This is a genomic window from Enterobacter sp. SES19 (assembly GCF_011765665.1).
Lineage (GTDB): Bacteria > Pseudomonadota > Gammaproteobacteria > Enterobacterales > Enterobacteriaceae > Enterobacter > Enterobacter pseudoroggenkampii.
This window is the reverse complement of the sequence record NZ_CP050320.1, coordinates 21,846-46,512: the sequence shown is the minus strand read 5'-3', so window position 1 is coordinate 46,512 and position 24,667 is coordinate 21,846. Positions and strand designations below refer to the sequence as shown.

Sequence of the window (24,667 nt, the reverse complement as noted above, 5' to 3'; positions counted from 1 at the left end):
AGCGTCACGATGATAATGTTCTGATTAGATTGGAAAAATCTTCTTTTATGTCGTGGCTTTCTTCGCGTAACTGCTCAATCTTGCGACAAGCGTGCAACACGGTCGTATGGTCACGGCCACCAAACGCGTCCCCGATTTCCGGCAGACTGTGGTTGGTTAACTCCTTTGCCAGCGCCATCGCCATCTGACGCGGACGCGCCACCGAGCGGGAACGACGTTTAGACAGTAAATCTGCCACTTTGATCTTGTAGTACTCAGCCACCGTCTTTTGAATATTGTCGATAGTGACCAGTTTTTCCTGCAATGCCAGCAAATCGCGCAGCGCTTCACGCACAAAATCGATGGTGATCGCACGACCGGTGAAGTTGGCATTGGCGATAACGCGGTTCAGTGCCCCCTCCAGCTCACGCACGTTGGAGCGCAGACGCTTGGCAATGAAGAACGCCACTTCGCCCGGCAGGCGAATGTCGTTTTCATCGGCTTTCTTCATCAGGATCGCGACGCGGGTTTCCAGCTCCGGTGGCTCGATCGCCACGGTCAGGCCCCAGCCGAAGCGGGATTTCAGACGATCTTCAACGCCGTTGATCTCTTTTGGATAGCGATCCGAGGTCAAAATGATCTGCTGATTACCTTCCAGCAGGGCATTGAAGGTGTGGAAAAATTCTTCCTGCGATCGTTCTTTATTGGCAAAGAACTGAATGTCATCGATCAGCAGCGCGTCAACAGACCGATAGTAGCGTTTAAACTCTTCGATCGCATTGTTTTGCAGGGCTTTTACCATGTCCTGAACGAAGCGCTCGGAGTGCATATACACCACTTTGGCATTGGGCTTGCGCGCCATAATGCCGTTGCCCACCGCATGCAGCAGGTGCGTTTTACCCAGACCCGTGCCGCCATAAAGGAACAGCGGGTTGTAGGCTCCACCGGGGTTATCAGCAACCTGGCGAGCCGCCGCGCGCGCCAGCTGGTTCGACTTACCTTCAACGAAGTTATCGAACGTGTGTTTCACGTTAACGTTAGAGCGGTAGGTTGGCTCAGCCGGTGCGGGAACATTATCCCAGCCCTGACGAGCGGGGGCGACGCGAGGGGCCGGAGCAGGAGCGGCCTGAGCAGGCGCTGCGACGTTCACGGTTTCACGAACGGTTTGGGTGACCGGCTTTGTACCCACTTCAAAGCGCAGCTGTGGGGCATCTGACCCGCAGAAATCGTTCAGCAGTCCATTGATGTTATTAAGGTACTTGTCCCTTACCCAATCGAGCACAAAACGGTTTGGCGCATACAAAGCCAGCGTGTTATCGCTCAGTTCCGCCTGCAACGGGCGGATCCACATACTGAATTCTGTGGCTGGTAACTCATCCTGCAATCGGGCAAGACACTGCTGCCAAAGCGAAAGTGACACGGCGGACTCCACTCGAACAATAAAAGAAAACTATTGAATATTCATGATTGTTGGCGCACATCGACATGACCCTGTGTAAAGGGGGACGTGCGAATTGCTATCTGCAATTTATCCTGACCAGGATCCTGGGATCCCGATCGGGACCGCGGATCATAGCCTAAACTGAGCCAGAGATCTTCTGTTTCTCACAGATTCTTCCCGATTTATCCACAGGAAGATCCGAAACCGGGTAAGTGTAAACGATCCTGACGGGAGTGCCCCACGATTTAGTCCGCATATTGGAAAAATTAATGAGTACAGACAATTTTTTGCTTAAATGATCTAACGAAGATCCGGGACGATCCTTGCGCTTTATCGTTGAGCCCGTATAATCCTCGACCCGGCGCGTGATGCTCATCTTCCTGCGTCGTCCGTTGCTCATTTTCCACGCGAAAACGTGCGGAAATACGCGGGAAATAAGGAAAGAGAATTGACTCCGGAGTGTACAATTATTACAATCCGGCCTCTTTAATCACCCACGCTGAGGCGTTAGTCGTTCGAAACTCGTTCGGGTATACGCAAAAGTCAGTGAATTTATTCAAGTTTAGGTAGAAATCGCCATGAAACGCACTTTTCAACCGTCTGTACTGAAGCGCAACCGTTCTCACGGCTTCCGTGCTCGTATGGCTACTAAAAATGGTCGTCAGGTTCTGGCACGTCGTCGTGCTAAAGGCCGCGCTCGTCTGACCGTTTCCAAGTAATAAAGCTAACCCCTGAGTGGTTAAGCTAGCATTTCCCAGGGAGTTACGTTTGTTAACTCCCGCTCATTTCACTTTCGTCTTCCAGCAGCCACTACGGGCTGGCACGCCGCAAATCACCATCCTCGGCCGCCAAAATTCGCTGGGGCATCCCCGCATCGGTCTCACAGTCGCCAAGAAAAATGTTAAGCGTGCGCATGAACGCAATCGGATTAAACGTCTGACGCGTGAAAGCTTCCGTTTACGTCAGCACGAACTGCCTTCAATGGATTTCGTGGTGGTGGCGAAGAAAGGGGTTGCCGACCTCGATAACCGTGCTCTCTCGGAAGCGTTGGAAAAATTATGGCGCCGCCACTGTCGCCTGGCTCACGGGTCCTGATAGCCCTCATTCGGGTCTATCAACGCCTGATTAGTCCGCTACTCGGGCCGCACTGCCGTTTCACACCTACATGCTCAAGCTACGGAATTGAGGCATTGCGCAGGTTTGGAGTGATAAAAGGCAGTTGGTTGACGGTGAAACGCGTATTAAAATGCCACCCTTTACACCCAGGTGGAGACGACCCCGTCCCCCCAGGACCCTTTGATACCAGAGAACACTAACGATGGATTCGCAACGCAATCTTCTTATCATCGCTTTGTTGTTCGTGTCTTTCATGATCTGGCAGGCATGGGAGCAGGATAAAAATCCTCAACCCCAGCAGCAGACCACGCAGACTACGACCACCGCAGCGGGTAGCGCCGCCGACCAGGGCGTACCGGCCAGTGGCCAGGGGAAACAGATTACGGTTAAGACCGATGTGCTTGAGCTGACTATCAACACCCGTGGTGGTGATGTTGAGCAGGCGCTGCTGTTAACCTACCCGAAAGAGCTGAAGTCTAACGAACCGTTCCAGTTACTGGAAACCACGCCTGAGTTCATCTACCAGGCGCAGAGCGGCCTGACCGGTCGTGACGGCCCGGATAACCCGGCTAACGGTGCGCGTCCACTGTATACCGTCGAGAACGACACCTTTGTGCTGGCTGATGGTCAGAACGAACTCGCGATCCCGATGACGTACACCGACGCCGCAGGCAACACCTTCACCAAAACCTTCACCCTGAAACGCGGTGAGTATGCGGTGAACGTGGGCTACAGCGTACAGAACGCCAGTGCGAAACCGCTGGAGCTGTCGACCTTTGGCCAGCTGAAGCAGTCCATCAATCTGCCGTCTCACCGTGACACCGGAAGCAGCAACTTTGCGCTGCATACCTTCCGTGGCGCGGCGTACTCCACGCCAGACGCGAAGTATGAGAAATACAAATTCGACACCATTGCCGATAACGAAAACCTGAACGTCAGCGCTAAAGGCGGTTGGGTGGCAATGCTGCAGCAGTATTTCGCCACTGCGTGGGTGCCAAATAACGACGGTACCAACAACTTCTATACCGCGAACCTGGGTAACGGTCTTGCAGCCATCGGCTACAAATCTCAGCCGGTTCTGGTACAGCCGGGTCAAACCGGTAAGCTGGCAAGCACCCTGTGGGTCGGCCCGGAAATTCAGGACAAAATGGCCGCTGTCGCGCCGCACCTGGATCTGACCGTAGATTACGGTTGGTTGTGGTTCATCTCTCAGCCGCTGTTTAAGCTGCTGAAGTTCATCCACAGCTTCCTGGGTAACTGGGGCTTCTCCATCATCGTTATCACCTTCATCGTTCGTGGCATCATGTACCCGCTGACCAAAGCGCAGTACACCTCCATGGCGAAGATGCGCATGCTGCAGCCGAAGATTCAGGCAATGCGTGAGCGTCTGGGCGATGACAAACAGCGTCAGAGCCAGGAGATGATGGCCCTGTACAAAGCAGAGAAAGTGAACCCACTGGGTGGTTGCTTCCCGCTGCTGATTCAGATGCCAATCTTCCTTGCGCTGTACTACATGCTGATGGGTTCCGTTGAGCTGCGCCACGCGCCGTTCGCCCTGTGGATCCATGACCTGTCCGCACAGGACCCGTACTACATCCTGCCGATCCTGATGGGCGTGACGATGTTCTTCATCCAGAAGATGTCGCCGACCACCGTGACCGACCCGATGCAGCAGAAGATCATGACCTTTATGCCGGTCATCTTCACCGTGTTCTTCCTGTGGTTCCCGTCAGGTCTGGTGCTGTACTATATCGTCAGCAACCTGGTGACCATCATCCAGCAGCAGCTGATTTACCGTGGTCTGGAAAAACGTGGCCTGCATAGCCGCGAAAAGAAAAAGTCCTGATTCGGTAAGTTAACGCTAAAATAAGGGCGGTCGATTGACCGCCTTTTTTATTTGTATTGAACGAGAGCAACCATGAGCCATAACGACACTATCGTCGCCCAGGCAACCCCACCGGGACGCGGTGGTGTAGGCATTCTGCGTATCTCCGGCCTGAAGGCGCGCGAGGTGGCCGAAGCGGTGCTGGGTAAACTGCCAAAGCCGCGCTACGCTGATTACCTGCCGTTTAAGGACACCGACGGCACGCCGCTGGACCAGGGCATTGCGCTGTGGTTCCCCGGCCCGAACTCTTTTACCGGTGAAGACGTGCTGGAGCTTCAGGGCCACGGCGGCCCGGTTATCCTCGACCTGCTGTTAAAACGTATCCTGACCCTGCCTGGCCTGCGCATTGCGAAGCCGGGCGAGTTCTCCGAGCGTGCCTTCCTCAACGACAAGCTCGACCTGGCGCAGGCGGAGGCGATTGCTGACCTGATCGACGCCAGCTCTGAACAGGCGGCCCGCTCCGCCCTGAACTCGCTGCAGGGGGCATTCTCCGCGCGTGTGAATCACCTTGTGGAAGCACTTACTCACCTGCGCATCTACGTGGAAGCGGCTATCGACTTCCCGGATGAGGAGATCGACTTCCTCTCTGACGGCAAAATCGAAGCCCAGCTCAACCAGGTGATGGCCAATCTCGACGCCGTCCGTGCCGAAGCGCGCCAGGGCAGCCTGCTGCGCGAAGGGATGAAGGTGGTGATTGCCGGACGCCCTAACGCCGGGAAATCGAGCCTGCTGAATGCCCTGGCGGGCCGTGAAGCGGCGATCGTGACCGACATTGCCGGGACCACCCGCGACGTGCTGCGCGAGCATATCCACATCGACGGGATGCCGCTGCATATTATCGACACAGCGGGCCTGCGCGATGCCAGCGACGAAGTGGAGCGCATCGGTATCGAACGCGCCTGGCAGGAGATCGAGCAGGCCGACCGCGTGCTGTTTATGGTGGACGGCACCACCACCGACGCCGTTGACCCGGCTGAGATCTGGCCAGACTTTATCGCCCGTCTGCCGGCGAAACTGCCAATCACCGTGGTGCGTAACAAAGCGGACGTGACCGGCGAAACGCTCGGCATCAGCGATGTGAATGGTCACTCACTGATTCGCCTGTCGGCGCGGACCGGTGAAGGCGTTGACGACCTGCGTAACCATCTCAAGCAGAGCATGGGCTTTGACACCAGCATGGAAGGCGGCTTCCTGGCGCGTCGTCGTCACCTGCAGGCGCTGGAAGAGGCGGCAAATCACCTTGTTCAGGGTAAAGCACAGCTGATCGGCGCGTGGGCGGGTGAACTGCTGGCGGAAGAGCTGCGCCTGGCGCAGCAGAATCTGAGCGAGATCACCGGGGAGTTTACGTCGGACGATCTGCTGGGAAGGATCTTCTCGAGCTTCTGTATTGGTAAGTAATGCCCGCTAATTAATGGTGATTTCCTCCCGGGAAATCACCATTGTCCAAATGGCAACTCGCCTAATCCCTTTTCACCCCCTATCCTGCATGCCTGCATCTATGGGGGGTTTATGGCGCGTTTTCTGTTTTGTAGTTTCGCATTAGTTCTGCTTTATCCGTCTGGTATTGATATGTATCTGGTGGGGTTACCGCACATCGCCCGCGATCTGGGTGCCAGCGAGGCGCAGCTGCACATCGCGTTTTCGGCCTACCTCGCCGGGATGGCGTCGTCGATGGTCTTTGCCGGGAAGATAGCGGATAAGGCAGGCCGTCAGCCTGTCGCGATAACCGGCGCCATCATTTTTGCCCTGGCTTCTCTTCTCTGCTCGCAGGCGCAGAACAGCACCGTGTTCCTGACCGGACGGTTTATCCAGGGTATTGGCGCTGGCGGTTGCTACGTGGTGGCGTTTGCCATTTTGCGCGACACCCTAAGCGCCCAGCGTCGCGCTAAGGTACTCTCGATGCTGAACGGTATTACCTGCATCATCCCGGTGCTGGCCCCGGTCGTGGGATATCTGATCATGCTGAAATTCCCGTGGCAGAGCCTGTTCTGGACCATGGCGGCCATGGGCGCGCTGGTGTTTACCTTATCCATCGCCGTGCTGAAAGAGACCCACCCGGGCTCGCAGAATACCGGCCATACTGCCACCATTCACCCGGCAGAGAAGCTTCTCAACCGCTTTTTCCTCAGCCGTCTGGCCGTGACCACGTTAAGCGTGGCGGTGATCCTGACCTATGTAAACGTTTCCCCGGTTTTACTGATGGAAACCATGGGCTTCGATCGCGGTGAGTATTCAACGGTGATGGCATTAACCGCGATGGTCAGTATGGCGGTCTCGTTCTCTACCCCATTTGCGCTAAATGTTTTCAGCCAGCGCACGCTGATGCTGACCTCACAGGTTTTATTCCTCACGGCAGGCGCGATCCTGGCGACCACCAGCTCACATGCAGTGATGCTGGTGGGTATTACCCTTATTTGCGCCGGGTTCTCGGTTGGCTTTGGCGTGGCGATGAGCCAGGCGCTTGGCCCCTTCTCGCTGCGGGCAGGCGTAGCAAGCTCGGTGCTGGGGATCGCGCAGGTCTGCGGCTCGTCGCTGTGGATTTGGCTGGCGGCGGTCATCGGGCTTAACGCGCTGAATATGCTGATCGGGGTTCTGATTGGCTGTAGCATAGTGTGCATTACCTTACTTATGGTCATCCGGCCCGCGGCGCACTATGAAGAAGCCCATCAGCAGTCTCGATCTTAACCTGTTGCTGTGCCTGCAGCTTTTGCTGCAGGAGCGCAGCGTCACCAAAGCGGCGAAGCGGATGAACGTGACGCCGTCGGCGGTGAGCAAATCGCTGGCCAAGCTGCGCGACTGGTTTGACGACCCGCTGTTTGTCAAAACACCGCTAGGGCTGCTGCCGACGCCACTGACGGTAAGTCTTGAGCAGGATCTGGCTGACTGGATGCAAATCGGCAACCAAATCCTCGATAAATTCCACCATGATTCTCCGGGCGGGCTGACGTTCGTGCTGGCCGCGGAAACGCCGCTGATGCTGATCCGCTTCAATACTCTGCTGGAGCAGGTGAACCAGCGCTATCCGCAGGCTACGGTGAAAATGCGTCAGTGGGATTACGACTCGCTGGACGCGATTACGCGTGGCGAGGTGGATTTGGGCTTCACCGGGCGTGAAACGCATCCGCGATCCCGCGAACTGCTTAAGCTGATGCCGTGGTTTATCGACTACGAAATTCTGTTCAGCGATCGCCCCTGCGTCTATCTGCGCGAGGATCATCCGGCGCTTCAGCAAGAGTGGAATCTGGAGACCTTCCTGCGCTATCCCCATATCAGCATCTTCTGGGAACGCAGCGACACCTGGGCGCTTGATGAGGTGCTAAAGGAGATGGGACGCGAGCGCACGATCGCCATGAGCCTGCCGGGCTTTGAACAGGCGATGTTTATGGCGGCGCAGCCCAACCATAACTATATCGCCACGGCTCCGCACTACTGCCATCACTACAATGAACTCCACCAGCGGAAGCTGATCGCGCTTCCTATTCCCATTGATGAAGCGCAGGCTGAAAAGCTTACCGTTCCCTTCACGCTGATCTGGCATAAACGGAACAGTCATAATCCGAAAATCCTGTGGCTGCGGGAGACCATCAAGGCGCTGTACGGTGCGAGCGATCCAATTTTTGCCTAAGAAAATGTAAAGTTCGGTCCTAAGGCTTCTCTTACTCCCATTTACTGATTAAAACAGGAGTCAAGTTAAGCGATAATCATGTAACCGTTTAACCGATTACGACCATTATCAAGGAGCGAAAAATGGCTACGCACTTTGCAAGAGGGATACTTACGGAAGGACGTCTCGTATCGGCAAGAATTTCTTCAGCCTGTCACACTGAAGCACTCACTCTCCCGGAACACCGCAGGACGCGGTTTTTAGCGTCCAGAGCGCTTCTCGCAGAATTGCTGTTTATGCTGTACGGCACCAGCGAGCTGCCGGATATCATTACCCAACCCGAAGGCCGTCCGGTCTTTGCCGACCCGGATCTCCCTCGTTTTTCGATTGCCTACGCGGGCAATATCATTGGCGTCGCACTGACCACCGAAGGGGATTGTGGGCTCGATATGGAACTTCAGCGCGCGACGCGCAGCTTCCATGGCGGTAATGCGCATGAAGACTATCCGCTCTCCAGCAATGAGAAGCTGTGGGTCCGCAACCAGAACGATCCTGTCGAAGCCAGAGCCCAGCTCATTACCTTACGCCAGAGCATTCGCAAGCTCTGTGGATGCGCCTCAGACGACGCCAGCCTGCTGCAGCTGCTGCCAGGCTCCGGACGTCTTCGTGCCACTCAGGCCACGCTGGTAGAGGCGCTCAGTGACGCAGAGGATGTGCTCATTTGGTCCATTGCGGTTACCCCCGCCATCGAACGCATGAAAATCTGGGAATTTGACACTCAACAGGGATGGCGTAGCCTTCCTGATGTGCCCGAGCGCGCCAACGAGCCCGCCGCACGCCTGATGCGTTTAACCAGTTTACCGGCAGAAAAAGCATTCACCCTTAGCTGATCCAATCAGGGTCATCATGATGAAACAGGAGTAATCATGTCTGATACGTTGAAAGTCGTTACTTTACTGGGAAGCCTCCGCAAAGGTTCATTTAACGGGATGGTAGCCCGCACGCTGCCACAGCTGGCGCCTGCAGGTATGGAAATTAGCGCCCTGCCGTCTATTGGCGATATTCCGCTGTATGATGCGGATGTCCAGCAGGAAGAAGGGTTCCCGCAGAGCGTTGAGGCGCTGGCCGAACAGATCCGCCAAGCTGACGGCGTGGTCATCGTCACGCCAGAGTATAACTACTCGGTTCCGGGTGGCCTGAAGAATGCCATCGACTGGCTGTCCCGTTTACCTGAGCAGCCGCTGTCAGGCAAACCGGTGCTGATCCAGACCAGCTCCATGGGCGCGATTGGCGGCGCGCGCTGCCAGTATCACCTGCGCCAGATCCTGGTATTCCTCGATGCGATGGTTATGAACAAGCCGGAATTTATGGGCGGAGTGATTCAGAATAAGGTCGACCCGCAAACGGGTGAGGTGGTGGATCAGAGCACGCGCGACCATCTCTCTGGCCAGCTGACGGCGTTCGGGGATTATATTAAGCGAGTGAAGGCGTAAGATCATTGCGGCCTGATGCCCTCACCCTGACCCTCTCCCACGGGGAGAGGGAACAAACACTAAAGCCCTTTTCGAAGAAAAGGGCTTACTGTTTATTTGGCGTCAATAAACACAATCTTCAGCACAAACAGCAGCGCCACAACAATCACGCATGGGCTGAGGTCGCGGAAGCGGCCGGTACCGATCTTCATTACGCAGTAAGAGATAAAGCCCAGCGCGATACCTTCGGTAATGGAGAAGCTGAACGGCATCATCACGGCGGTAATAAACGCCGGCACCGCTTCGGTTAAATCATCCCACTTCACGCGTGACAGGCTGGAGGTCATCAGCACCCCCACATAGATCAGCGCGCCCGCCGCCGCGTACGGTGGAACCATACCCGCCAGCGGAGAGAGGAAGATCACCAGCAGGAACAGAATACCCACGACCACCGCCGTCAGGCCGGTACGGCCGCCCACGGACACGCCGGAAGAAGATTCAATGTACGCGGTAACAGACGAGGTTCCGATAAAAGCACCGGTTACAGAGGAGACGCTATCCACAAACAGCGCCTGCTTCATGCGCGGGAATTTCCCTTTTTCATCCGCCAGACCCGCTTTGTCGGTCACGCCAATCAGCGTACCGGAGGAGTCAAACAGGTTGACCAGCATGAAGGAGAAAATCACGCCCGCCAGGCCCAGGTTCAGGGAACCCGCCAGATCGACGTGACCAATCACTGTAGAGACGCTCGGTGGCGCGGAGACAATACCGTTATAGTGAACGTCGCCCAGCATCCAGCCCAGCAGGGTGGTGACCACGATGGACACCAGCACCGCCGCGTGAATATTGCGGGAAGCCAGGATCGCGATGATAAAGAAGCCCAGCACGCCCAGCAGCACGTTATGAGAGGTCAGGTGACCGATGCTCACCAGCGTATCCGGGTTCGCCACGATAACGCCGGCGTTTTTCAGCCCCATCATACCGATGAACAGACCGATACCGCTGGTGATGCCCACGCGCAGGCTCACAGGAATGTTCGCAATCATCCAGTAACGCACGCGGAAAATGGTCAGCAGCAGCAGACCAACCGCGCCCCAGAAGATGGCGCCCATACCCACCTGCCACGGCAGACCCATCGCCTGAACGACCACGAACGCGAAGAACGCATTCAGACCCATCGCCGGGGCCAGCGCGACCGGCAGGTTAGCGAACACACCCATCAGAATGCTGCCAAGGGCCGCAATCAGGCAGGTGGTTACAAAGACGGCGCTGGTATCCATGCCAGCAACGCCCAGAATTTGAGGGTTCACAAAAACGATATAGACCATCGTCAGGAAGGTGGTGAAACCCGCGATCACTTCGGTGCGTGCCGTTGTGCCGTGCTCGCGCAGTTTGAAAACGCGCTCAAGCAGACCCTGACCAGACGTCTGGGTAGTGTGTTGTTGACTCATCATCAATTTCCGAACAAGGAGGGAAAATTCGTCGCTATCCTATACCAAAATGCGACAATAGTGGCGGTTACGTGATACTTTTTTCATTGATTTTGCTTATACGGCAACGATTGCGTTTCGGCGAACTGCCGTACGTAAACGTTAAACTGGTTAAAAGGGAAAGGCATGTCCGGAATTGAAGCGGTATTTTTCGACTGCGACGGTACGCTGGTCGACAGTGAGGTCATTTGTTCCCGCGCGTATGTCACTATGTTCCAGGAATTTGGCATTACGCTGGAACTCGAAGAGGTGTTTAAACGCTTTAAGGGCGTGAAGCTCTACGAGATCATCGACATCATTAACGAAGAACACGGAGTGGAACTGGCGAAAGCGGATCTGGAACCGGTGTACCGCGCCGAGGTCGCACGCCTGTTCGATTCAGAGCTGGAAGTTATCTCCGGGGCTAACGCGCTGCTGGATGCGATGACGGTGCCAATCTGCGTCGTCTCTAACGGTCCGGTCAGCAAAATGCAGCACTCGCTGGGCAAGCTTGAGATGCTGCACCATTTCCCGGAAAAGCTGTTCAGCGGCTACGATATCCAGCGCTGGAAGCCGGACCCGGCACTGATGTTCCATGCGGCGAAAGCGATGGGCGTCAACGTAGAGAACTGCATTCTGGTGGATGACTCATCTGCGGGCGCGCAGTCGGGGATTGATGCGGGAATGGAGGTGTTTTACTTCTGCGCCGACCCGCACAACAAGCCGATCGATCATCCAAAAGTCACGACCTTCACCGATCTGGCGCAGTTGCCCGCGCTGTGGAAGGCGCGCGGGTGGGATATTACTCGCTGAAAAAACAAAGCCGGATGGCGCTAGCGCTTATCCGGCCTACAGGGCTAGTAGGGCGGGTAAGCGCTAGTGCCACCCGCCACAAACATTACTCTTTCGGATCTTTACCCGCCAGCAGCTTATCCAGCTCGTCGCCGCCCACGTGACGGAAGTCCTGACCCTTCACGAAGTAGAAAATGTATTCGCAAATGTTCTGGCAGCGGTCGCCGATACGCTCGATGGAGCGCGCGCAGAACAGGGCAGTCAGTACGCTTGGGATCGTACGGGAATCTTCCATCATGTAGGTCATCAGCTGACGCACGATGCCTTCATACTCCTGGTCGACCTTCTTGTCTTCACGGTAGATACGCACCGCTTCGTCCAGGTCCATACGCGCAAAGGCATCCAGCACGTCGTGCAGCATCTGCACGGTGTGACGGCCCAGCGACTCCAGACTCACCAGCAGCGGCTGGTGCTGCTGAGAGAACTTCTCCAGCGCGGTGCGGCAGATTTTATCGGCCACGTCACCAATACGCTCCAGCTCGGCGATGGTTTTGATGATTGCCATCACCAGACGCAGGTCGCTCGCCGTCGGCTGACGTTTCGCGATAATGCGCACGCAGGCCTCGTCGATAGCGACTTCCATCATGTTGACGTTTTTGTCGCCTTCAATGACGCGCTTCGCCAGCTCGCTGTCCTGGTTGTGCATTGCCGTAATTGCATCAGAAAGCTGCTGCTCAACCATGCCACCCATGGTCATCACCTGCGTGCGGATGCTTTCCAGCTCTGCGTTGAACTGGCCTGAAATATGTTTATTAAGATTGAGGTTGTCCATGGTTTCTCCACATGCACTAAGGCAAATCAACCGTAGCGGCCAGTAATATAATCTTCGGTTTGTTTCTTCGCGGGCTTAGTGAACAGATCGTCCGTGTTGCTGAACTCAATCAATTCACCCAGGTACATAAACGCCGTGTGATCGGAACAACGTGCAGCCTGCTGCATGTTATGGGTCACGATAACCACGGTGTAATCCTGCTTCAGCTCGGTGATCAGCTCTTCAATGCGGCCGGTTGAGATCGGGTCCAGCGCTGAACACGGCTCATCCAGCAGCAACACTTCAGGGCGAATCGCAATACCGCGCGCAATGCACAGACGCTGCTGCTGACCACCGGAGAGAGAGTAACCGCTCTGGTGCAACTTATCTTTGGTTTCGTTCCATAATGCGGCCTTGGTCAAAGCCCACTGCACGCGCTCGTCCATATCGGCACGGGAGAGCTTTTCAAACAGGCGAACGCCAAAGGCGATGTTGTCATAAATGGACATCGGGAACGGTGTGGGTTTCTGGAACACCATCCCCACTTTGGCGCGCAGCAGGGCAATATCCTGAGCCTGGGTCAGAATGTTTTCGCCGTCGAGGATGATTTCCCCTTCAGCACGCTGCTCCGGATAGAGCGAATACATTTTGTTAAAGGTACGCAGCAGCGTGGATTTCCCACAGCCGGACGGACCGATAAATGCCGTGACCTGGTTCTTTGCGATATCCAGGTTGATGTTCTTCAGGGCATGGAATTTGCCGTAGTAGAAGTTCAAATCACGAACCTGAATCTTACCCGGGGCAGTATCAACCATACTCATTGACTCATTTCCTCATTCGGCGCCGCGATCTGCCGCGCCGTAAAAAATTAACCGTGTTTCTTCTTCGCGAAAATGACGCGCGCCAGAATGTTCAGCAACAGTACGCAAAGGGTAATGATCAGCACCCCGGCCCAAGCCAGCTGCTGCCATTCCGCGAAGGGGCTCATCGCAAATTTAAAGATCGTCACCGGCAGGTTGGCGATCGGCTGCATCATATCCGTGCTCCAGAACTGATTGGAGAGGGACGTAAACAGCAGCGGCGCCGTTTCACCCGCGATACGCGCAACCGCCAGCAGGATACCGGTCATGATCCCAGAGACCGATGCCTTCAGCGTAATCGCCGAGATCATCTTCCATTTCGGCGTACCCAGCGCATAAGCCGCTTCACGCAGGCTGTCCGGCACCAGTTTCAGCATGTTCTCGGTGGTTCGAATTACAATCGGTACCTGCAGCAGCGCCAGTGCAATCACCCCCGCCCAGCCGGAGAAGTGTTCCATCTGCGCCACCACCACGGTGTATACAAACAGACCCACGACGATAGACGGTGCAGACAGCAGAATGTCGTTGATGAAGCGAATGACTTCCGCCAGCCAGGATTTACGACCGTATTCTGCCAGGTAGATGCCCGCCATGATGCCCAGCGGCGTGCCAAAGACCGTCGCCCAGAGGATCAGCAGTCCGCTGCCCGCCAGGGCATTCGCCAGGCCACCACCCGCCGTGTTCGGCGGCGGCGTCATTTCGGTGAACAGCGACAGTGACATTCCGTCAATTCCGCGAACGACCGTCGAGAAGAGGATCCAGACCAGCCAGAACAGGCCGAATGCCATCGTCGCCATAGAGAGCGTCAGGGCAATGCGGTTTTTCATGCGGCGTCTGGCCTGCATTTTACGGCGAGATTCCGCCAGTTCAGCGGTAGCTTGCATTTCGAGAGTAGCCATTAGCGTGCCCCCTCATTTTTAGCGAGACGCATAATCATCAGCTTGGAAATCGCCAGAACAATGAAGGTGATAACGAACAGAATCAGACCCAGCTCCATCAGCGCCGCCACGTGCAGCCCCGATTCCGCTTCCGCAAATTCATTCGCCAGCGCCGAGGTAATACTGTTACCCGGCATGTAGAGCGACGCGCTGTCGAGCTGGTAGGTGTTACCGATGATAAAGGTGACCGCCATGGTTTCACCCAGCGCACGACCTAAGCCCAGCATCACGCCCCCGATCACCCCATTTTTGGTGAACGGAAGGACGATGCGCCAGATCACTTCCCAGGTGGTGCAGCCGATACCGTAGGCCGACTCTTTCATCATCACCGGCGTTTGTTCGAAGACATCGCGCATGACCGCCGCAATGTACGGAATAATCATGATGGCGAGGATCACACCTGCCGCCAGAATGCCAATACCGAAAGCCGGGCCAGAGAACAGGGCCCCCACAAACGGAATGGCAGAAAGAACGTTACCGACCGGTTCCTGGAAGTATGTGGCGAACAGCGGTGCAAAGATGAACAGGCCCCACATGCCGTAGACGATACTTGGAATGGCCGCCAGCAGTTCGATGGCAATACCCAGCGGGCGCCGCAGCCAGCCCGGCGCCAGCTCCGTCAGGAACAGGGCAATACCAAAGCTCACCGGAACCGCAATCAGAAGGGCGATGAACGAGGTCATCAGCGTGCCGTAAATCGGCACCAGGGCGCCGTAGATATCGTTCGGCGCGTCCCACTCTTTGGTCCACAGGAAGGAGAAACCGAATTTCTGGATGCTCGGCCATGAGGAGAAAATCAGAGACACGATAATGCCGCCCAGCAGCAATAGCACAATCAGCGCAGCCAGTTTAACCAGCGCGCTGAAAATCATGTCACCTTTTTTACCCGGAGGGTTAAATGCAGGCTTGGTTGCAGCCATAAATTACTCTTCTGTTTGAGACGTTTTTACGAATATGCCCGGTGGCGCTAACGCTTACCGGGCCTACAGCTTAAACCGTAGGGCGGGTAAGCGCAGCGCCACCCGCCATCTTCGTTAAATATATCCTGTTAGTACAGCGCTTTACCGCTGCTGTCTTTCACGTTGGTTTTCCATGCAGCGCGAATCTGCTCAACCACGTTGTCCGGCAGGGTGGCGTAATCCAGAGCGTTAGCCTGTTTGCCGCCGTTTTTGTATGCCCAGTCGAAGAACTTCAGCACTTCGGTGCCCTGCTCAGGTTTCTTCTGCTCTTTGTGAACAAGGATGAAGGTGGTAGAGGTGATTGGCCATGCACCTTCGCCTTTCTGGTTAGTCAGATCCTGCGCGAACGATTTGCTCCAGTCAGCGCCTTTCGCTGCGTTAGCAAAGTTCTCTTCGGTTGGGCTAACCGGTTTGCCGTCGGCTGAAACCAGTTTGGTGTAGGACAGGTTGTTCTGCTTCGCATACGCATACTCTACGTAGCCGATGGAGCCAGGCAGACGCTGTACGAACGCAGCGATACCGTCGTTACCTTTACCGCCCAGACCGGTTGGCCAGTTAACGGTAGAGCCGGAGCCGACTTTAGATTTCCACTCTTCGTTCACTTTTGCCAGGTAGCTGGTGAACACGAAAGAGGTACCAGAACCATCCGCGCGGCGAACCACGGCGATGTTCTGAGAAGGCAGCTTCAGGCCTGGGTTGAGTTTAGCGATCGCTTCGTCATCCCATTTTTTGATTTTGCCCAGGTAGATGTCACCCAGGGTTTTGCCGTCCAGCACCAGCTCGCCCGACTTCACGCCCGGCAGGTTGATGGCCAGGACTACGCCACCGATCACGGTCGGGAACTGGAACAGGCCTTCCTGAGCCAGTTTGTCATCAGACAGCGGAGCGTCAGACGCGCCGAAATCAACCGTGTTCGCGGTAATTTGTTTAACGCCACCGGAGGAGCCGATACCCTGATAGTTAACCTTGTTACCGGTTTCTTTCTGGTAGGTATCCGCCCATTTGGCATACACCGGCGCAGGGAAGGTTGCACCAGCGCCAGTCAGGCTTGCTTCTGCAAATACAGAGAACGCGCTCAGAGATAAGGTCGCGGCGACAACAGTTGCGACAGTGGTACGCATAACTTTCATAATGTCTCCTGCAAGATTTTCGTAAATCGTTGTTTAGTGGCTACGATGAGCAAAATAGGACAAACAGGTGACAGATAAATGTACGAATTATGACAGTTTTATGACAATGAAAACTTCACTTAAAAAACAGTAAAATAAAGCTTATTTTTCAATGCGTTAGCCACATTTATGACAAGACGTTTTCAGAAATATTTTCTTTATGTGACACTGAAAAAAGTAGCTGAAGATGACAAATTGTCATTATTAAAAATGAGAAAGGATTGATGAAAAACAAACCAGGCAGGATAAAAAAGCTCCACCCGAAGGTGGAGCCTGAAGGGATTATTCTACGGTAACCGATTTCGCCAGGTTACGCGGCTGGTCGACGTCGGTGCCTTTGATCAGCGCAACGTGATAGGCCAGCAGCTGCAGCGGAACGGTGTAGAAGATGGGTGCAATCACCTCTTCCACATGCGGCATCTCGATGATGTGCATGTTGTCATTGCTGACAAAACCGGCATCTTTGTCGGCGAAGACGTACAGGACACCACCGCGGGCGCGGACTTCTTCGATGTTAGATTTCAGTTTTTCCAGCAGTTCGTTGTTTGGTGCCACAACGATGACCGGCATATCCGCGTCAATCAGCGCCAGCGGGCCGTGTTTCAGCTCGCCTGCCGCATAGGCTTCAGCGTGAATGTAGGAGATCTCTTTCAGCTTCAGCGCGCCTTCCAGCGCAATCGGATACTGATCGCCACGACCCAGGAACAGGGCGTGATGTTTATCAGAGAAGTCTTCCGCCAGCGCTTCAATGCGTTTGTCCTGAGACAGCATCTGCTCAATGCGGCTCGGCAGCGCCTGCAGGCCGTGAACGATGTCGTGCTCAACGGAAGCATCTTCGCCTTTCAGACGCGCCAGCTTCGCCACCAGCATCAGCAGAACGGTCAGCTGCGTGGTAAACGCTTTGGTGGAGGCCACGCCGATTTCGGTGCCTGCTTTGGTCATCAGCGCCAGATCGGATTCACGCACCAGAGAAGAGCCAGGAACGTTACAGATGGCCAGCGAGCCCAGGTAACCCAGCTCTTTAGAGAGACGCAGCGCGGCCAGCGTGTCCGCCGTTTCGCCAGACTGGGAAAGGGTGATCATCAGGCTGTTACGACGCACCGCAGATTTGCGATAGCGGAATTCAGACGCGATTTCCACATCGCACGGCACGCCCGCCAGGGATTCAAACCAGTAGCGAGAAACCATACCGGAGTTGTAGGAGGTGCCGCAGGCCACGATCTGAATATGCTCGACCTTGCCAAGCAGTTCGTTCGCGTTTGCGCCCAGCTCGCTAAGATCCACTTCACCGTGGCTGATGCGCCCGGTCAGGGTGTTTTTGATGGCGTTTGGCTGCTCGTAAATCTCTTTCTGCATGTAGTGACGGTAAGCCCCTTTGTCGCCCGCGTCGTACTGCAGATTCGATTCGATCTCCTGACGTTTCACCTGCTCGCCTTTGGTATCGAATACGGTCACGCTGCGGCGAGTCACTTCCGCGATATCACCCTCTTCGAGGAAGATAAAGCGACGGGTAACCGGCAGGAGCGCCAGCTGGTCAGAGGCGATGAAGTTTTCGCCCATGCCCAGACCGATAACCATCGGGCTACCGGAACGCGCGGCCAGCAGCGTGGACGGGTCGCGGGAATCCATGATCACCGTACCGTACGCACCGCGCAGCTGAGGGATAGCACGCAGCACCGCATCACGCAGTGTGCCGCCCTGCTCCAACTCCCAGTGCACCAGGTGAGCAATCACTTCGGTGTCAGTTTCAGAGACGAAGGTATAGCCGCGCGCTTTCAGTTCTTCGCGCAGCGGTTCGTGGTTTTCGATAATGCCGTTGTGCACGACCACGATGTGTTCAGACACATGCGGGTGTGCGTTACCTTCAGACGGTTCACCGTGCGTCGCCCAGCGGGTGTGCGCAATACCGGTACCACCGTGCAGCGGATGTTCTTCCGCGGCCTGGGCCAGCATCTGCACTTTACCGAGACGACGTAGACGGGTCATATGGCCTTCTGCATCGACGACAGCCAGACCGGCTGAGTCGTAACCACGGTATTCCAGACGACGTAAACCTTCGAGAAGGATTTCAGCAATATCACGCTGCGCAACTGCGCCAACAATTCCACACATAATTTTAGATTCCGAATTTAGGCATTATGCCTGCGTTGTCGCTGACCTGTTTTTGCCCTTCCGGGCGCCCCGAGCCTTGTAGAGAGTGGGGTTATTTTTATGGGTACTGCTTGTGGGGGGAGGATTATATTATCCCCTCACCCCGGCCCTCTCCCCAAAGGGGCGAGGGAGAAAAACACCGCACCGAACGATCCCCTCTCCCCTGTGGGGAGAGGGTTAGGGTGAGGGGTAAATCCGTTACTTTTTCTTCACCGGGCGTTTCCAGCCCTGCTTGCTGACCTGCGGAACGCGGCTTAACACCAGCGCGTTCTCGGCCACATCGCGCGTGACGGTTGTTCCGGCGGCAATGGTCACCCCGTTACCCACGGTAACAGGCGCCACCAGCTGCGTATCGGAGCCAACGAACACGTCATCACCGATGATGGTTTTAAACTTATTCGCGCCGTCATAGTTACAGGTAATCGTCCCTGCACCAATATTCACGTTATTGCCAATTTCCGCGTCGCCAAGATAGGTCAGATGACCGGCTTTCGAGCCTTTACCCAGACGCGCTTTTTTCATTTCCACGAAGTTACCCACGTGAGCGCCTTCCAGCAGCTCAGCGCCCGGGCGCAGACGCGCAAACGGGCCGATGGTACAGGCGGCATCCAGACGGGCATCTTCCACCACGCTGTACGGGCTGATTTCGCAGTCGTCACCGATGACGCTGTTTTTAATCACGCAGCCGGTGCCAATTTTGACGCGGTTGCCCAGCGTCACGTTACCCTCGAGGATAACGTTAGTATCAATCTCAACGTCACGCCCGTGAGATAACGAACCACGCAGATCGAAACGCGCCGGATCGCGCAGCATCACGCCCGCCAGCAGCAGTTTTTCGGCCTGCTCGGACTGATAAATACGCTCAAGACGGGAAAGCTGCAGGCGGTTGTTCACACCGTCCGTTTCGCTGATGCGCGCCGGATGAACGGCGGCAATTTCACGCCCTTCGTGGTACGCCATCGCAATGATGTCGGTGATGTAGTATTCACCCTGCGCGTTGTTGTTGTTGAGTTTGGACAGCCAGCGCTTCATATCCGCGCCATTGGCAATCAGGATACCGGTGTTGATCTCCTGAATCTTGCGCTGTTCGTCGCTGGCATCTTTATGCTCAACAATACCCGTGACGTTACCGTTTTCACGGGTGATGCGGCCATAACCGCTCGGATCGTCCAGCACGACGGTCAACAAACCGATGCCGCCCTGCGGTTTGGCTGCACGCAGGCGAGTCAGTGTTTCAACGGAGATCAGCGGGACATCGCCGTAGAGCATCAAAATGTCTTCGTCATCCGCAAAGAAAGGCGCTGCCTGCTGCATCGCATGGCCTGTACCCAACTGTTCGGCCTGAAGCACCCAGTTGAGCTTGTCATCGCTCAGCGTCTTTTTAAGCAGATCTCCACCGTGGCCGTAGACCAGGTGGACCTGACTCGCACCCAGTTCATTCGCTGCATCAATGACATGCTGCACCATTGGCTTTCCTGCAAGCGTGTGGAGCACCTTAGGCAGATCGGAATACATGCGGGTCCCTTTGCCTGCGGCAAGGATCACCACGCTCATCGCACTGTTTGACATACGCATCCTGACGGTAGTTTGAGTGAGAAGTAAAAACGTTTGATGCTTAAAATTCTACATCTTTTTCATCATGAATTAAGGCCGAAAAAAAAAGCCAGCCTGGTATCCAGACTGGCTTTTGTGCTTTTCAAGCCGGTGTTACATCGCTTTTTTGGTCAACTCGATAACGCGCAGTTTCGCGATCGCTTTGGCCAGCTCCGCAGACGCCTGAGCGTAATCCACGTCACCATGAGAGCTGCTAATGTGCTCTTCAGCCTTACGCTTCGATTCCAGGGCTCGCGCTTCGTCGAGATCCTGGCCACGGATAGCGGTATCGGCCAGAACGGTCACACTGCCAGGCTGCACTTCAAGAATGCCGCCAGACAGATAGATAAACTCTTCGTGACCGAACTGTTTAACGATGCGGATCATACCAGGCTTAATGGCGGTGAGCAGCGGTGCGTGACCCGGGAAGATACCCAGTTCACCTTCACTACCCGTTACCTGGATTTTCTCGACCAGACCAGAGAACATTTGTTGCTCTGCGCTGACGACGTCCAGGTGGTAAGTCATTGCCATATCACCCTCCGATTAAGGCGTTAAAGTTTTTTGGCTTTTTCCACGGCTTCGTCGATGGAACCAACCATGTAGAACGCCTGCTCCGGCAGGTGATCGTATTCGCCTTCCATGATGCCTTTAAAGCCACGGATGGTGTCTTTCAGGGAAACGTATTTACCCGGAGAACCGGTGAATACTTCCGCAACGAAGAATGGCTGGGACAGGAAGCGCTGGATCTTACGCGCACGTGCTACCACCAGTTTGTCTTCTTCAGACAGTTCATCCATACCCAGGATGGCGATGATGTCTTTCAGTTCCTGGTAACGCTGCAGCAGGGACTGTACGCCACGCGCGGTGTCGTAGTGTTCCTGACCAACAACCAGTGGATCCAGCTGACGGCTGGTGGAGTCCAGCGGGTCAACGGCCGGGTAGATACCCAGAGACGCGATCTGACGGCTCAGTACCACGGTTGCATCTAAGTGCGCAAAGGTGGTGGCTGGTGATGGGTCAGTCAAGTCATCCGCAGGTACGTATACCGCCTGAACGGAGGTGATAGAACCGGTTTTGGTAGAGGTGATACGTTCCTGAAGAACCCCCATCTCTTCCGCCAGCGTAGGCTGATAACCTACCGCTGAAGGCATACGACCCAGCAGTGCAGATACTTCCGTACCGGCCAGGGTGTAACGATAGATGTTATCAACGAACAGCAGAACGTCACGGCCTTCATCACGGAATTTCTCAGCCATAGTCAGACCGGTCAGCGCAACGCGCAGACGGTTTCCTGGTGGCTCGTTCATCTGGCCGTAAACCAGGGATACTTTGTCCAGAACGTTGGAGTCGGTCATTTCGTGGTAGAAGTCGTTACCCTCACGAGTACGTTCACCTACGCCCGCAAACACAGAGTAACCGGAGTGCTCGATCGCGATGTTACGGATCAGCTCCATCATGTTTACGGTTTTACCTACGCCCGCACCACCGAACAGACCGACTTTACCGCCCTTCGCGAACGGACACATCAGGTCGATAACTTTGATACCGGTTTCCAGCAGTTCCTGAGAGCTGGACAGCTCTTCGTAGGAAGGTGCCGCGCGGTGGATAGCCCAACGCTCTTCTTCACCGATGTCGCCTTTCATGTCGATTGGTTGACCCAATACGTTCATGATACGACCCAGTGTTGCTTTACCTACCGGGACTTCGATCGGGTGCTCAAGGTCTTTTACTTCCAGACCACGACGCAGACCGTCGGAAGAACCCATCGCGATGGTACGCACGATACCGCCGCCGAGCTGCTGCTGAACTTCCAGCACCAGGCTCTCGTTACCATTCTGTACCTCAAGCGCGTCGTACACGCGTGGTACGGCGTCCTGAGGGAACTCGACGTCCACCACGGCGCCGATTACCTGGACAATCTTTCCAGTAGCCATCTTGAATCCTCTACGTAATTCGTAAACCTGGTTAAACCGCGGCGGCCCCCGAGACGATCTCGGTGAGTTCCTGAGTAATGCTGGCCTGACGAGCTTTGTTGTAAACCAACTGCAGCTCTTTAATCAGGCTGCCGCCATTATCGGTCGCGGCTTTCATCGCCACCATTCGTGCGGCCTGCTCGCTGGCCAGGTTTTCTACAACGCCCTGATAAACCTGAGATTCAACGTAACGACGCAGCAGGGTATCCAGCAGCGGTTTCGGATCGGGTTCATACAGGTAATCCCAGGTTTTTTGCTTCAGCTCGCCATCTTCTGATGCCGGTAACGGCAGCATCTGCGTGAGCGTTGGAACCTGAGACATGGTGTTAATGAATTTGTTGCTGACAACGTACAGTCTGTCCAGACGGCCTTCATCATAAGCCTGCAACATCACTTTAACCGGGCCGATCAGTTCGGACAGGGACGGGTTATCACCCATACCGGTCACCTGAGCGACAATGTTGCCACCAACGGAGTTAAAGAAAGAGACGCCTTTAGAGCCGATCATTGCGATATCGCACTGAACGCCTTTTTCAGACCATGCTTTCATATCCGCCAGCAGTTTTTTGAACAGGTTAATGTTCAAGCCGCCACACAGACCACGGTCGGTCGACACCACCAGGTAGCCCACGCGCTTAACGTCGCGTTCTTCCAGGTAAGGGTGCTTATATTCCAGATTACCGTTTGCAAGGTGACCAATCACTTTGCGCATGGTTTCTGCATAAGGACGGCTGGCCGCCATGCGATCCTGCGATTTACGCATTTTGGAAGCGGCGACCATCTCCATCGCTTTAGTGATCTTTTGCGTGTTCTGGACGCTTGCGATCTTACTACGTATCTCTTTTGCGCCGGCCATGAGCTTCTCCTCAATGCCAGGCGGCTTGTCCTGAGACAAGCCGCCGGACGATTACCAGGATTGGGTTGCTTTGAAGGAATCGAGGATAGCTTTCAGCTTGCCTTCGATTTCGTCGTTATAGCCACCGGTCTGGTTGATCTCTTGCATCAGCGGAGCGTGATCACGGTCGACGTAAGCCAGCAGAGCGGCTTCGAAGCTACCGATTTTCGCCAGTTCCACATCTTCGAGGTAACCGCGTTCAGCCGCGAACAGAACCAGGCCCTGCTGAGCAACAGACATTGGTGCGTACTGTTTCTGCTTCAGCAGCTCGGTCACTTTCTGACCGTGGCTCAGCTGTTTACGGGTTGCTTCGTCCAGATCGGATGCGAACTGAGAGAACGCAGCCAGTTCACGATACTGTGCCAGTGCGGTACGGATACCACCGGACAGTTTCTTGATGATCTTGGTCTGAGCAGCACCACCAACACGGGATACGGAGATACCCGGGTTAACTGCCGGACGAATACCGGAGTTAAACAGGTTGGTTTCCAGGAAGATCTGACCATCGGTAATGGAGATTACGTTGGTCGGAACGAACGCAGAAACGTCACCCGCCTGGGTTTCAATGATCGGCAGAGCGGTCAGAGAGCCCGTTTTACCCTTCACTTCACCTTTGGTGAAGTTCTCGACGTATTCCGCGTTAACGCGGGAAGCACGCTCCAGCAGACGAGAGTGGAGGTAGAATACGTCGCCAGGGAACGCTTCACGTCCAGGTGGACGACGGAGCAGCAGGGAAACCTGACGATAAGCAACAGCCTGTTTAGACAGGTCATCGTATACGATCAGTGCATCTTCACCGCGGTCACGGAAGTATTCGCCCATTGCGCAACCGGCATATGGTGCCAGGTATTGCAGTGCAGCAGATTCAGACGCAGTTGCTACCACAACGATGGTGTTAGACAGTGCGCCGTGCTCTTCCAGTTTACGAACCACGTTAGAAATGGTGGACGCTTTCTGGCCGATGGCCACGTACACGCATTTGATGCCGGAGTCACGCTGGTTGATGATGGCGTCGATAGCCATCGCGGTTTTACCGGTCTGACGGTCACCGATGATCAGTTCACGCTGACCACGACCGATTGGAATCATGGCATCAACGGACTTATAACCTGTCTGAACAGGCTGATCTACGGACTGACGGTCGATAACGCCTGGTGCGATAACTTCGATTGGGGAGAAGCCATCGTGCTCAACCGGACCTTTACCGTCGATTGGCGCACCCAGGGTGTTAACAACGCGACCCAGCAGGCCACGGCCAACCGGTACTTCCAGAATACGGCCAGTACACTTAACCTTCATGCCTTCGGCGAGGTCAGCGTATGGACCCATCACAACTGCACCAACGGAGTCGCGCTCCAGGTTCAGTGCGATAGCGTAACGGTTACCCGGCAGGGAAATCATTTCACCCTGCATACAATCGGCCAGGCCGTGGATGCGGATAACACCGTCACTTACAGAAACAATAGTACCTTCGTTGTGAGCTTCACTCACAACACTGAACTGAGCAATGCGCTGCTTGATCAGTTCGCTGATTTCGGTGGAATTCAGTTGCATGCT

23 protein-coding genes are annotated in these 24,667 nt (G+C 55.2%); 10 read left to right on the top strand and 13 right to left on the bottom strand.

The features are described 5' to 3' along the window. Nucleotides 1-4: 4 nt before the first annotated feature. Nucleotides 5-1,399, bottom strand: a complete 1,395-nt coding sequence (dnaA, locus tag GXP72_RS00220) for a chromosomal replication initiator protein DnaA (protein WP_010426558.1) — start codon at nt 1,397-1,399, stop codon at nt 5-7. 599 nt (nt 1,400-1,998) lie between these two features. On the opposite strand from dnaA, the gene rpmH reads away from it, so the two are divergent. The 9 genes from rpmH (at nt 1,999) to GXP72_RS00175 (ending at nt 9,518) form a co-directional block, all read left to right on the top strand. Beyond that, complete coding sequence (gene rpmH, locus GXP72_RS00215) at nt 1,999-2,139, top strand: 50S ribosomal protein L34 (RefSeq protein WP_000831330.1); 141 nt, start codon at nt 1,999-2,001, stop codon at nt 2,137-2,139. A 16-nt stretch (nt 2,140-2,155) separates the two neighbouring features. After that, nucleotides 2,156-2,515, top strand: coding sequence for a ribonuclease P protein component (gene rnpA / locus GXP72_RS00210; protein ID WP_032640303.1), 360 nt, complete (start codon nt 2,156-2,158; stop codon nt 2,513-2,515). After that, nucleotides 2,479-2,736 carry a membrane protein insertion efficiency factor YidD gene (yidD, locus tag GXP72_RS00205; protein WP_001307474.1) on the top strand — a complete coding sequence of 86 codons (258 nt, stop codon included), beginning with the start codon at nt 2,479-2,481 and terminating at the stop codon, nt 2,734-2,736. Before rnpA ends, yidD begins: the two co-directional genes overlap by 37 nt. Before the next feature lie 2 nt (nt 2,737-2,738). Beyond that, nucleotides 2,739-4,382 carry a membrane protein insertase YidC gene (yidC, locus tag GXP72_RS00200; protein ID WP_090420285.1) on the top strand — a complete coding sequence of 548 codons (1,644 nt, stop codon included), beginning with the start codon at nt 2,739-2,741 and terminating at the stop codon, nt 4,380-4,382. A gap of 72 nt (nt 4,383-4,454) precedes the next feature. Then, nucleotides 4,455-5,819, top strand: a complete 1,365-nt coding sequence (gene mnmE, locus GXP72_RS00195) for a tRNA uridine-5-carboxymethylaminomethyl(34) synthesis GTPase MnmE (RefSeq protein WP_208763369.1) — start codon at nt 4,455-4,457, stop codon at nt 5,817-5,819. 111 nt (nt 5,820-5,930) lie between these two features. After that, complete coding sequence (locus tag GXP72_RS00190) at nt 5,931-7,106, top strand: MFS transporter (RefSeq protein ID WP_061716264.1); 1,176 nt, start codon at nt 5,931-5,933, stop codon at nt 7,104-7,106. Beyond that, entirely contained in the window at nt 7,075-8,046 is a 972-nt protein-coding gene (gene yidZ, locus GXP72_RS00185; protein WP_024907877.1) for an HTH-type transcriptional regulator YidZ, read from the top strand. The genes GXP72_RS00190 and yidZ overlap by 32 nt, the downstream gene beginning before the upstream one ends. A 122-nt stretch (nt 8,047-8,168) precedes the next feature. Beyond that, nucleotides 8,169-8,915: a phosphopantetheinyl transferase gene (locus tag GXP72_RS00180; RefSeq protein ID WP_090420282.1), complete on the top strand. Its 747-nt coding sequence runs from the start codon at nt 8,169-8,171 to the stop codon at nt 8,913-8,915. A gap of 36 nt (nt 8,916-8,951) precedes the next feature. Then, complete coding sequence (locus GXP72_RS00175) at nt 8,952-9,518, top strand: NADPH-dependent FMN reductase (RefSeq protein WP_014833835.1); 567 nt, start codon at nt 8,952-8,954, stop codon at nt 9,516-9,518. 92 nt (nt 9,519-9,610) lie between these two features. On the opposite strand, the gene adeP is transcribed toward GXP72_RS00175, so the two are convergent. Next, a complete protein-coding gene (gene adeP, locus GXP72_RS00170; protein WP_023309797.1) occupies nt 9,611-10,948 on the bottom strand; it encodes an adenine permease AdeP in 1,338 nt (445 codons plus the stop codon). Between the two features lie 165 nt (nt 10,949-11,113). Here adeP and yieH point away from each other — a divergent pair, with 165 nt between their 5' ends. Beyond that, nucleotides 11,114-11,779 (top strand): 6-phosphogluconate phosphatase, encoded by a 666-nt coding sequence (gene yieH, locus GXP72_RS00165; protein ID WP_090420279.1) that lies wholly within the window; start codon nt 11,114-11,116, stop codon nt 11,777-11,779. 85 nt (nt 11,780-11,864) lie between these two features. Here yieH and phoU read toward each other — a convergent pair whose 3' ends face one another. From phoU to atpA, 11 genes are all read right to left on the bottom strand, one after another. After that, complete coding sequence (gene phoU, locus GXP72_RS00160; protein WP_008500182.1) at nt 11,865-12,590, bottom strand: phosphate signaling complex protein PhoU; 726 nt, start codon at nt 12,588-12,590, stop codon at nt 11,865-11,867. Between the two features lie 26 nt (nt 12,591-12,616). Next, entirely contained in the window at nt 12,617-13,390 is a 774-nt protein-coding gene (gene pstB, locus GXP72_RS00155; protein ID WP_008500183.1) for a phosphate ABC transporter ATP-binding protein PstB, read from the bottom strand. Between the two features lie 47 nt (nt 13,391-13,437). Continuing rightward, nucleotides 13,438-14,328, bottom strand: coding sequence for a phosphate ABC transporter permease PstA (gene pstA / locus GXP72_RS00150; RefSeq protein ID WP_024907882.1), 891 nt, complete (start codon nt 14,326-14,328; stop codon nt 13,438-13,440). Next, nucleotides 14,328-15,287, bottom strand: coding sequence for a phosphate ABC transporter permease PstC (pstC, locus tag GXP72_RS00145; protein WP_024907883.1), 960 nt, complete (start codon nt 15,285-15,287; stop codon nt 14,328-14,330). The genes pstA and pstC overlap by 1 nt, the downstream gene beginning before the upstream one ends. A gap of 128 nt (nt 15,288-15,415) precedes the next feature. Then, entirely contained in the window at nt 15,416-16,456 is a 1,041-nt protein-coding gene (gene pstS, locus GXP72_RS00140) for a phosphate ABC transporter substrate-binding protein PstS (protein ID WP_024907884.1), read from the bottom strand. Nucleotides 16,457-16,777: 321 nt separating this feature from the next. Further along, nucleotides 16,778-18,607 carry a glutamine--fructose-6-phosphate transaminase (isomerizing) gene (gene glmS, locus GXP72_RS00135; RefSeq protein ID WP_023309792.1) on the bottom strand — a complete coding sequence of 610 codons (1,830 nt, stop codon included), beginning with the start codon at nt 18,605-18,607 and terminating at the stop codon, nt 16,778-16,780. 237 nt (nt 18,608-18,844) lie between these two features. Next, nucleotides 18,845-20,215, bottom strand: a complete 1,371-nt coding sequence (gene glmU / locus GXP72_RS00130; protein WP_024907885.1) for a bifunctional UDP-N-acetylglucosamine diphosphorylase/glucosamine-1-phosphate N-acetyltransferase GlmU — start codon at nt 20,213-20,215, stop codon at nt 18,845-18,847. A 138-nt stretch (nt 20,216-20,353) separates the two neighbouring features. Further along, the gene (locus GXP72_RS00125) at nt 20,354-20,773 is read right to left on the bottom strand and encodes a F0F1 ATP synthase subunit epsilon (RefSeq protein WP_006177560.1); all 420 of its coding nucleotides are present in this window, start codon (nt 20,771-20,773) and stop codon (nt 20,354-20,356) included. Between the two features lie 20 nt (nt 20,774-20,793). Continuing rightward, nucleotides 20,794-22,176, bottom strand: coding sequence for a F0F1 ATP synthase subunit beta (gene atpD, locus GXP72_RS00120; RefSeq protein ID WP_006177559.1), 1,383 nt, complete (start codon nt 22,174-22,176; stop codon nt 20,794-20,796). A 31-nt stretch (nt 22,177-22,207) separates the two neighbouring features. Beyond that, on the bottom strand, nt 22,208-23,071 hold the full coding sequence (gene atpG / locus GXP72_RS00115; protein WP_024907886.1) for a F0F1 ATP synthase subunit gamma: 864 nt from the start codon (nt 23,069-23,071) through the stop codon (nt 22,208-22,210). 51 nt (nt 23,072-23,122) lie between these two features. Then, complete coding sequence (atpA, locus tag GXP72_RS00110; protein WP_006808751.1) at nt 23,123-24,664, bottom strand: F0F1 ATP synthase subunit alpha; 1,542 nt, start codon at nt 24,662-24,664, stop codon at nt 23,123-23,125. Nucleotides 24,665-24,667: the final 3 nt, after the last annotated feature.

Bases quoted from the DNA above. Each gene is read 5' to 3' on its own strand.
- yidD (WP_001307474.1), top strand. From the start codon at position 2,479: ATGGCGCCGCCACTGTCGCCTGGCTCACGGGTCCTGATAGCCCTCATT.
- GXP72_RS00125 (WP_006177560.1), bottom strand. From the start codon at position 20,773: ATGGCAATGACTTACCACCTGGACGTCGTCAGCGCAGAGCAACAAATG.
- rpmH (WP_000831330.1), top strand. From the start codon at position 1,999: ATGAAACGCACTTTTCAACCGTCTGTACTGAAGCGCAACCGTTCTCAC.
- yidZ (WP_024907877.1), top strand. From the start codon at position 7,075: ATGAAGAAGCCCATCAGCAGTCTCGATCTTAACCTGTTGCTGTGCCTG.
- GXP72_RS00180 (WP_090420282.1), top strand. From the start codon at position 8,169: ATGGCTACGCACTTTGCAAGAGGGATACTTACGGAAGGACGTCTCGTA.
- GXP72_RS00190 (WP_061716264.1), top strand. From the start codon at position 5,931: ATGGCGCGTTTTCTGTTTTGTAGTTTCGCATTAGTTCTGCTTTATCCG.
- atpD (WP_006177559.1), bottom strand. From the start codon at position 22,176: ATGGCTACTGGAAAGATTGTCCAGGTAATCGGCGCCGTGGTGGACGTC.
- glmS (WP_023309792.1), bottom strand. From the start codon at position 18,607: ATGTGTGGAATTGTTGGCGCAGTTGCGCAGCGTGATATTGCTGAAATC.
- pstB (WP_008500183.1), bottom strand. From the start codon at position 13,390: ATGAGTATGGTTGATACTGCCCCGGGTAAGATTCAGGTTCGTGATTTG.
- yieH (WP_090420279.1), top strand. From the start codon at position 11,114: ATGTCCGGAATTGAAGCGGTATTTTTCGACTGCGACGGTACGCTGGTC.
- pstC (WP_024907883.1), bottom strand. From the start codon at position 15,287: ATGGCTGCAACCAAGCCTGCATTTAACCCTCCGGGTAAAAAAGGTGAC.
- mnmE (WP_208763369.1), top strand. From the start codon at position 4,455: ATGAGCCATAACGACACTATCGTCGCCCAGGCAACCCCACCGGGACGC.
- pstS (WP_024907884.1), bottom strand. From the start codon at position 16,456: ATGAAAGTTATGCGTACCACTGTCGCAACTGTTGTCGCCGCGACCTTA.
- atpA (WP_006808751.1), bottom strand. From the start codon at position 24,664: ATGCAACTGAATTCCACCGAAATCAGCGAACTGATCAAGCAGCGCATT.
- adeP (WP_023309797.1), bottom strand. From the start codon at position 10,948: ATGAGTCAACAACACACTACCCAGACGTCTGGTCAGGGTCTGCTTGAG.
- yidC (WP_090420285.1), top strand. From the start codon at position 2,739: ATGGATTCGCAACGCAATCTTCTTATCATCGCTTTGTTGTTCGTGTCT.
- GXP72_RS00175 (WP_014833835.1), top strand. From the start codon at position 8,952: ATGTCTGATACGTTGAAAGTCGTTACTTTACTGGGAAGCCTCCGCAAA.
- pstA (WP_024907882.1), bottom strand. From the start codon at position 14,328: ATGGCTACTCTCGAAATGCAAGCTACCGCTGAACTGGCGGAATCTCGC.
- phoU (WP_008500182.1), bottom strand. From the start codon at position 12,590: ATGGACAACCTCAATCTTAATAAACATATTTCAGGCCAGTTCAACGCA.
- glmU (WP_024907885.1), bottom strand. From the start codon at position 20,215: ATGTCAAACAGTGCGATGAGCGTGGTGATCCTTGCCGCAGGCAAAGGG.
- atpG (WP_024907886.1), bottom strand. From the start codon at position 23,071: ATGGCCGGCGCAAAAGAGATACGTAGTAAGATCGCAAGCGTCCAGAAC.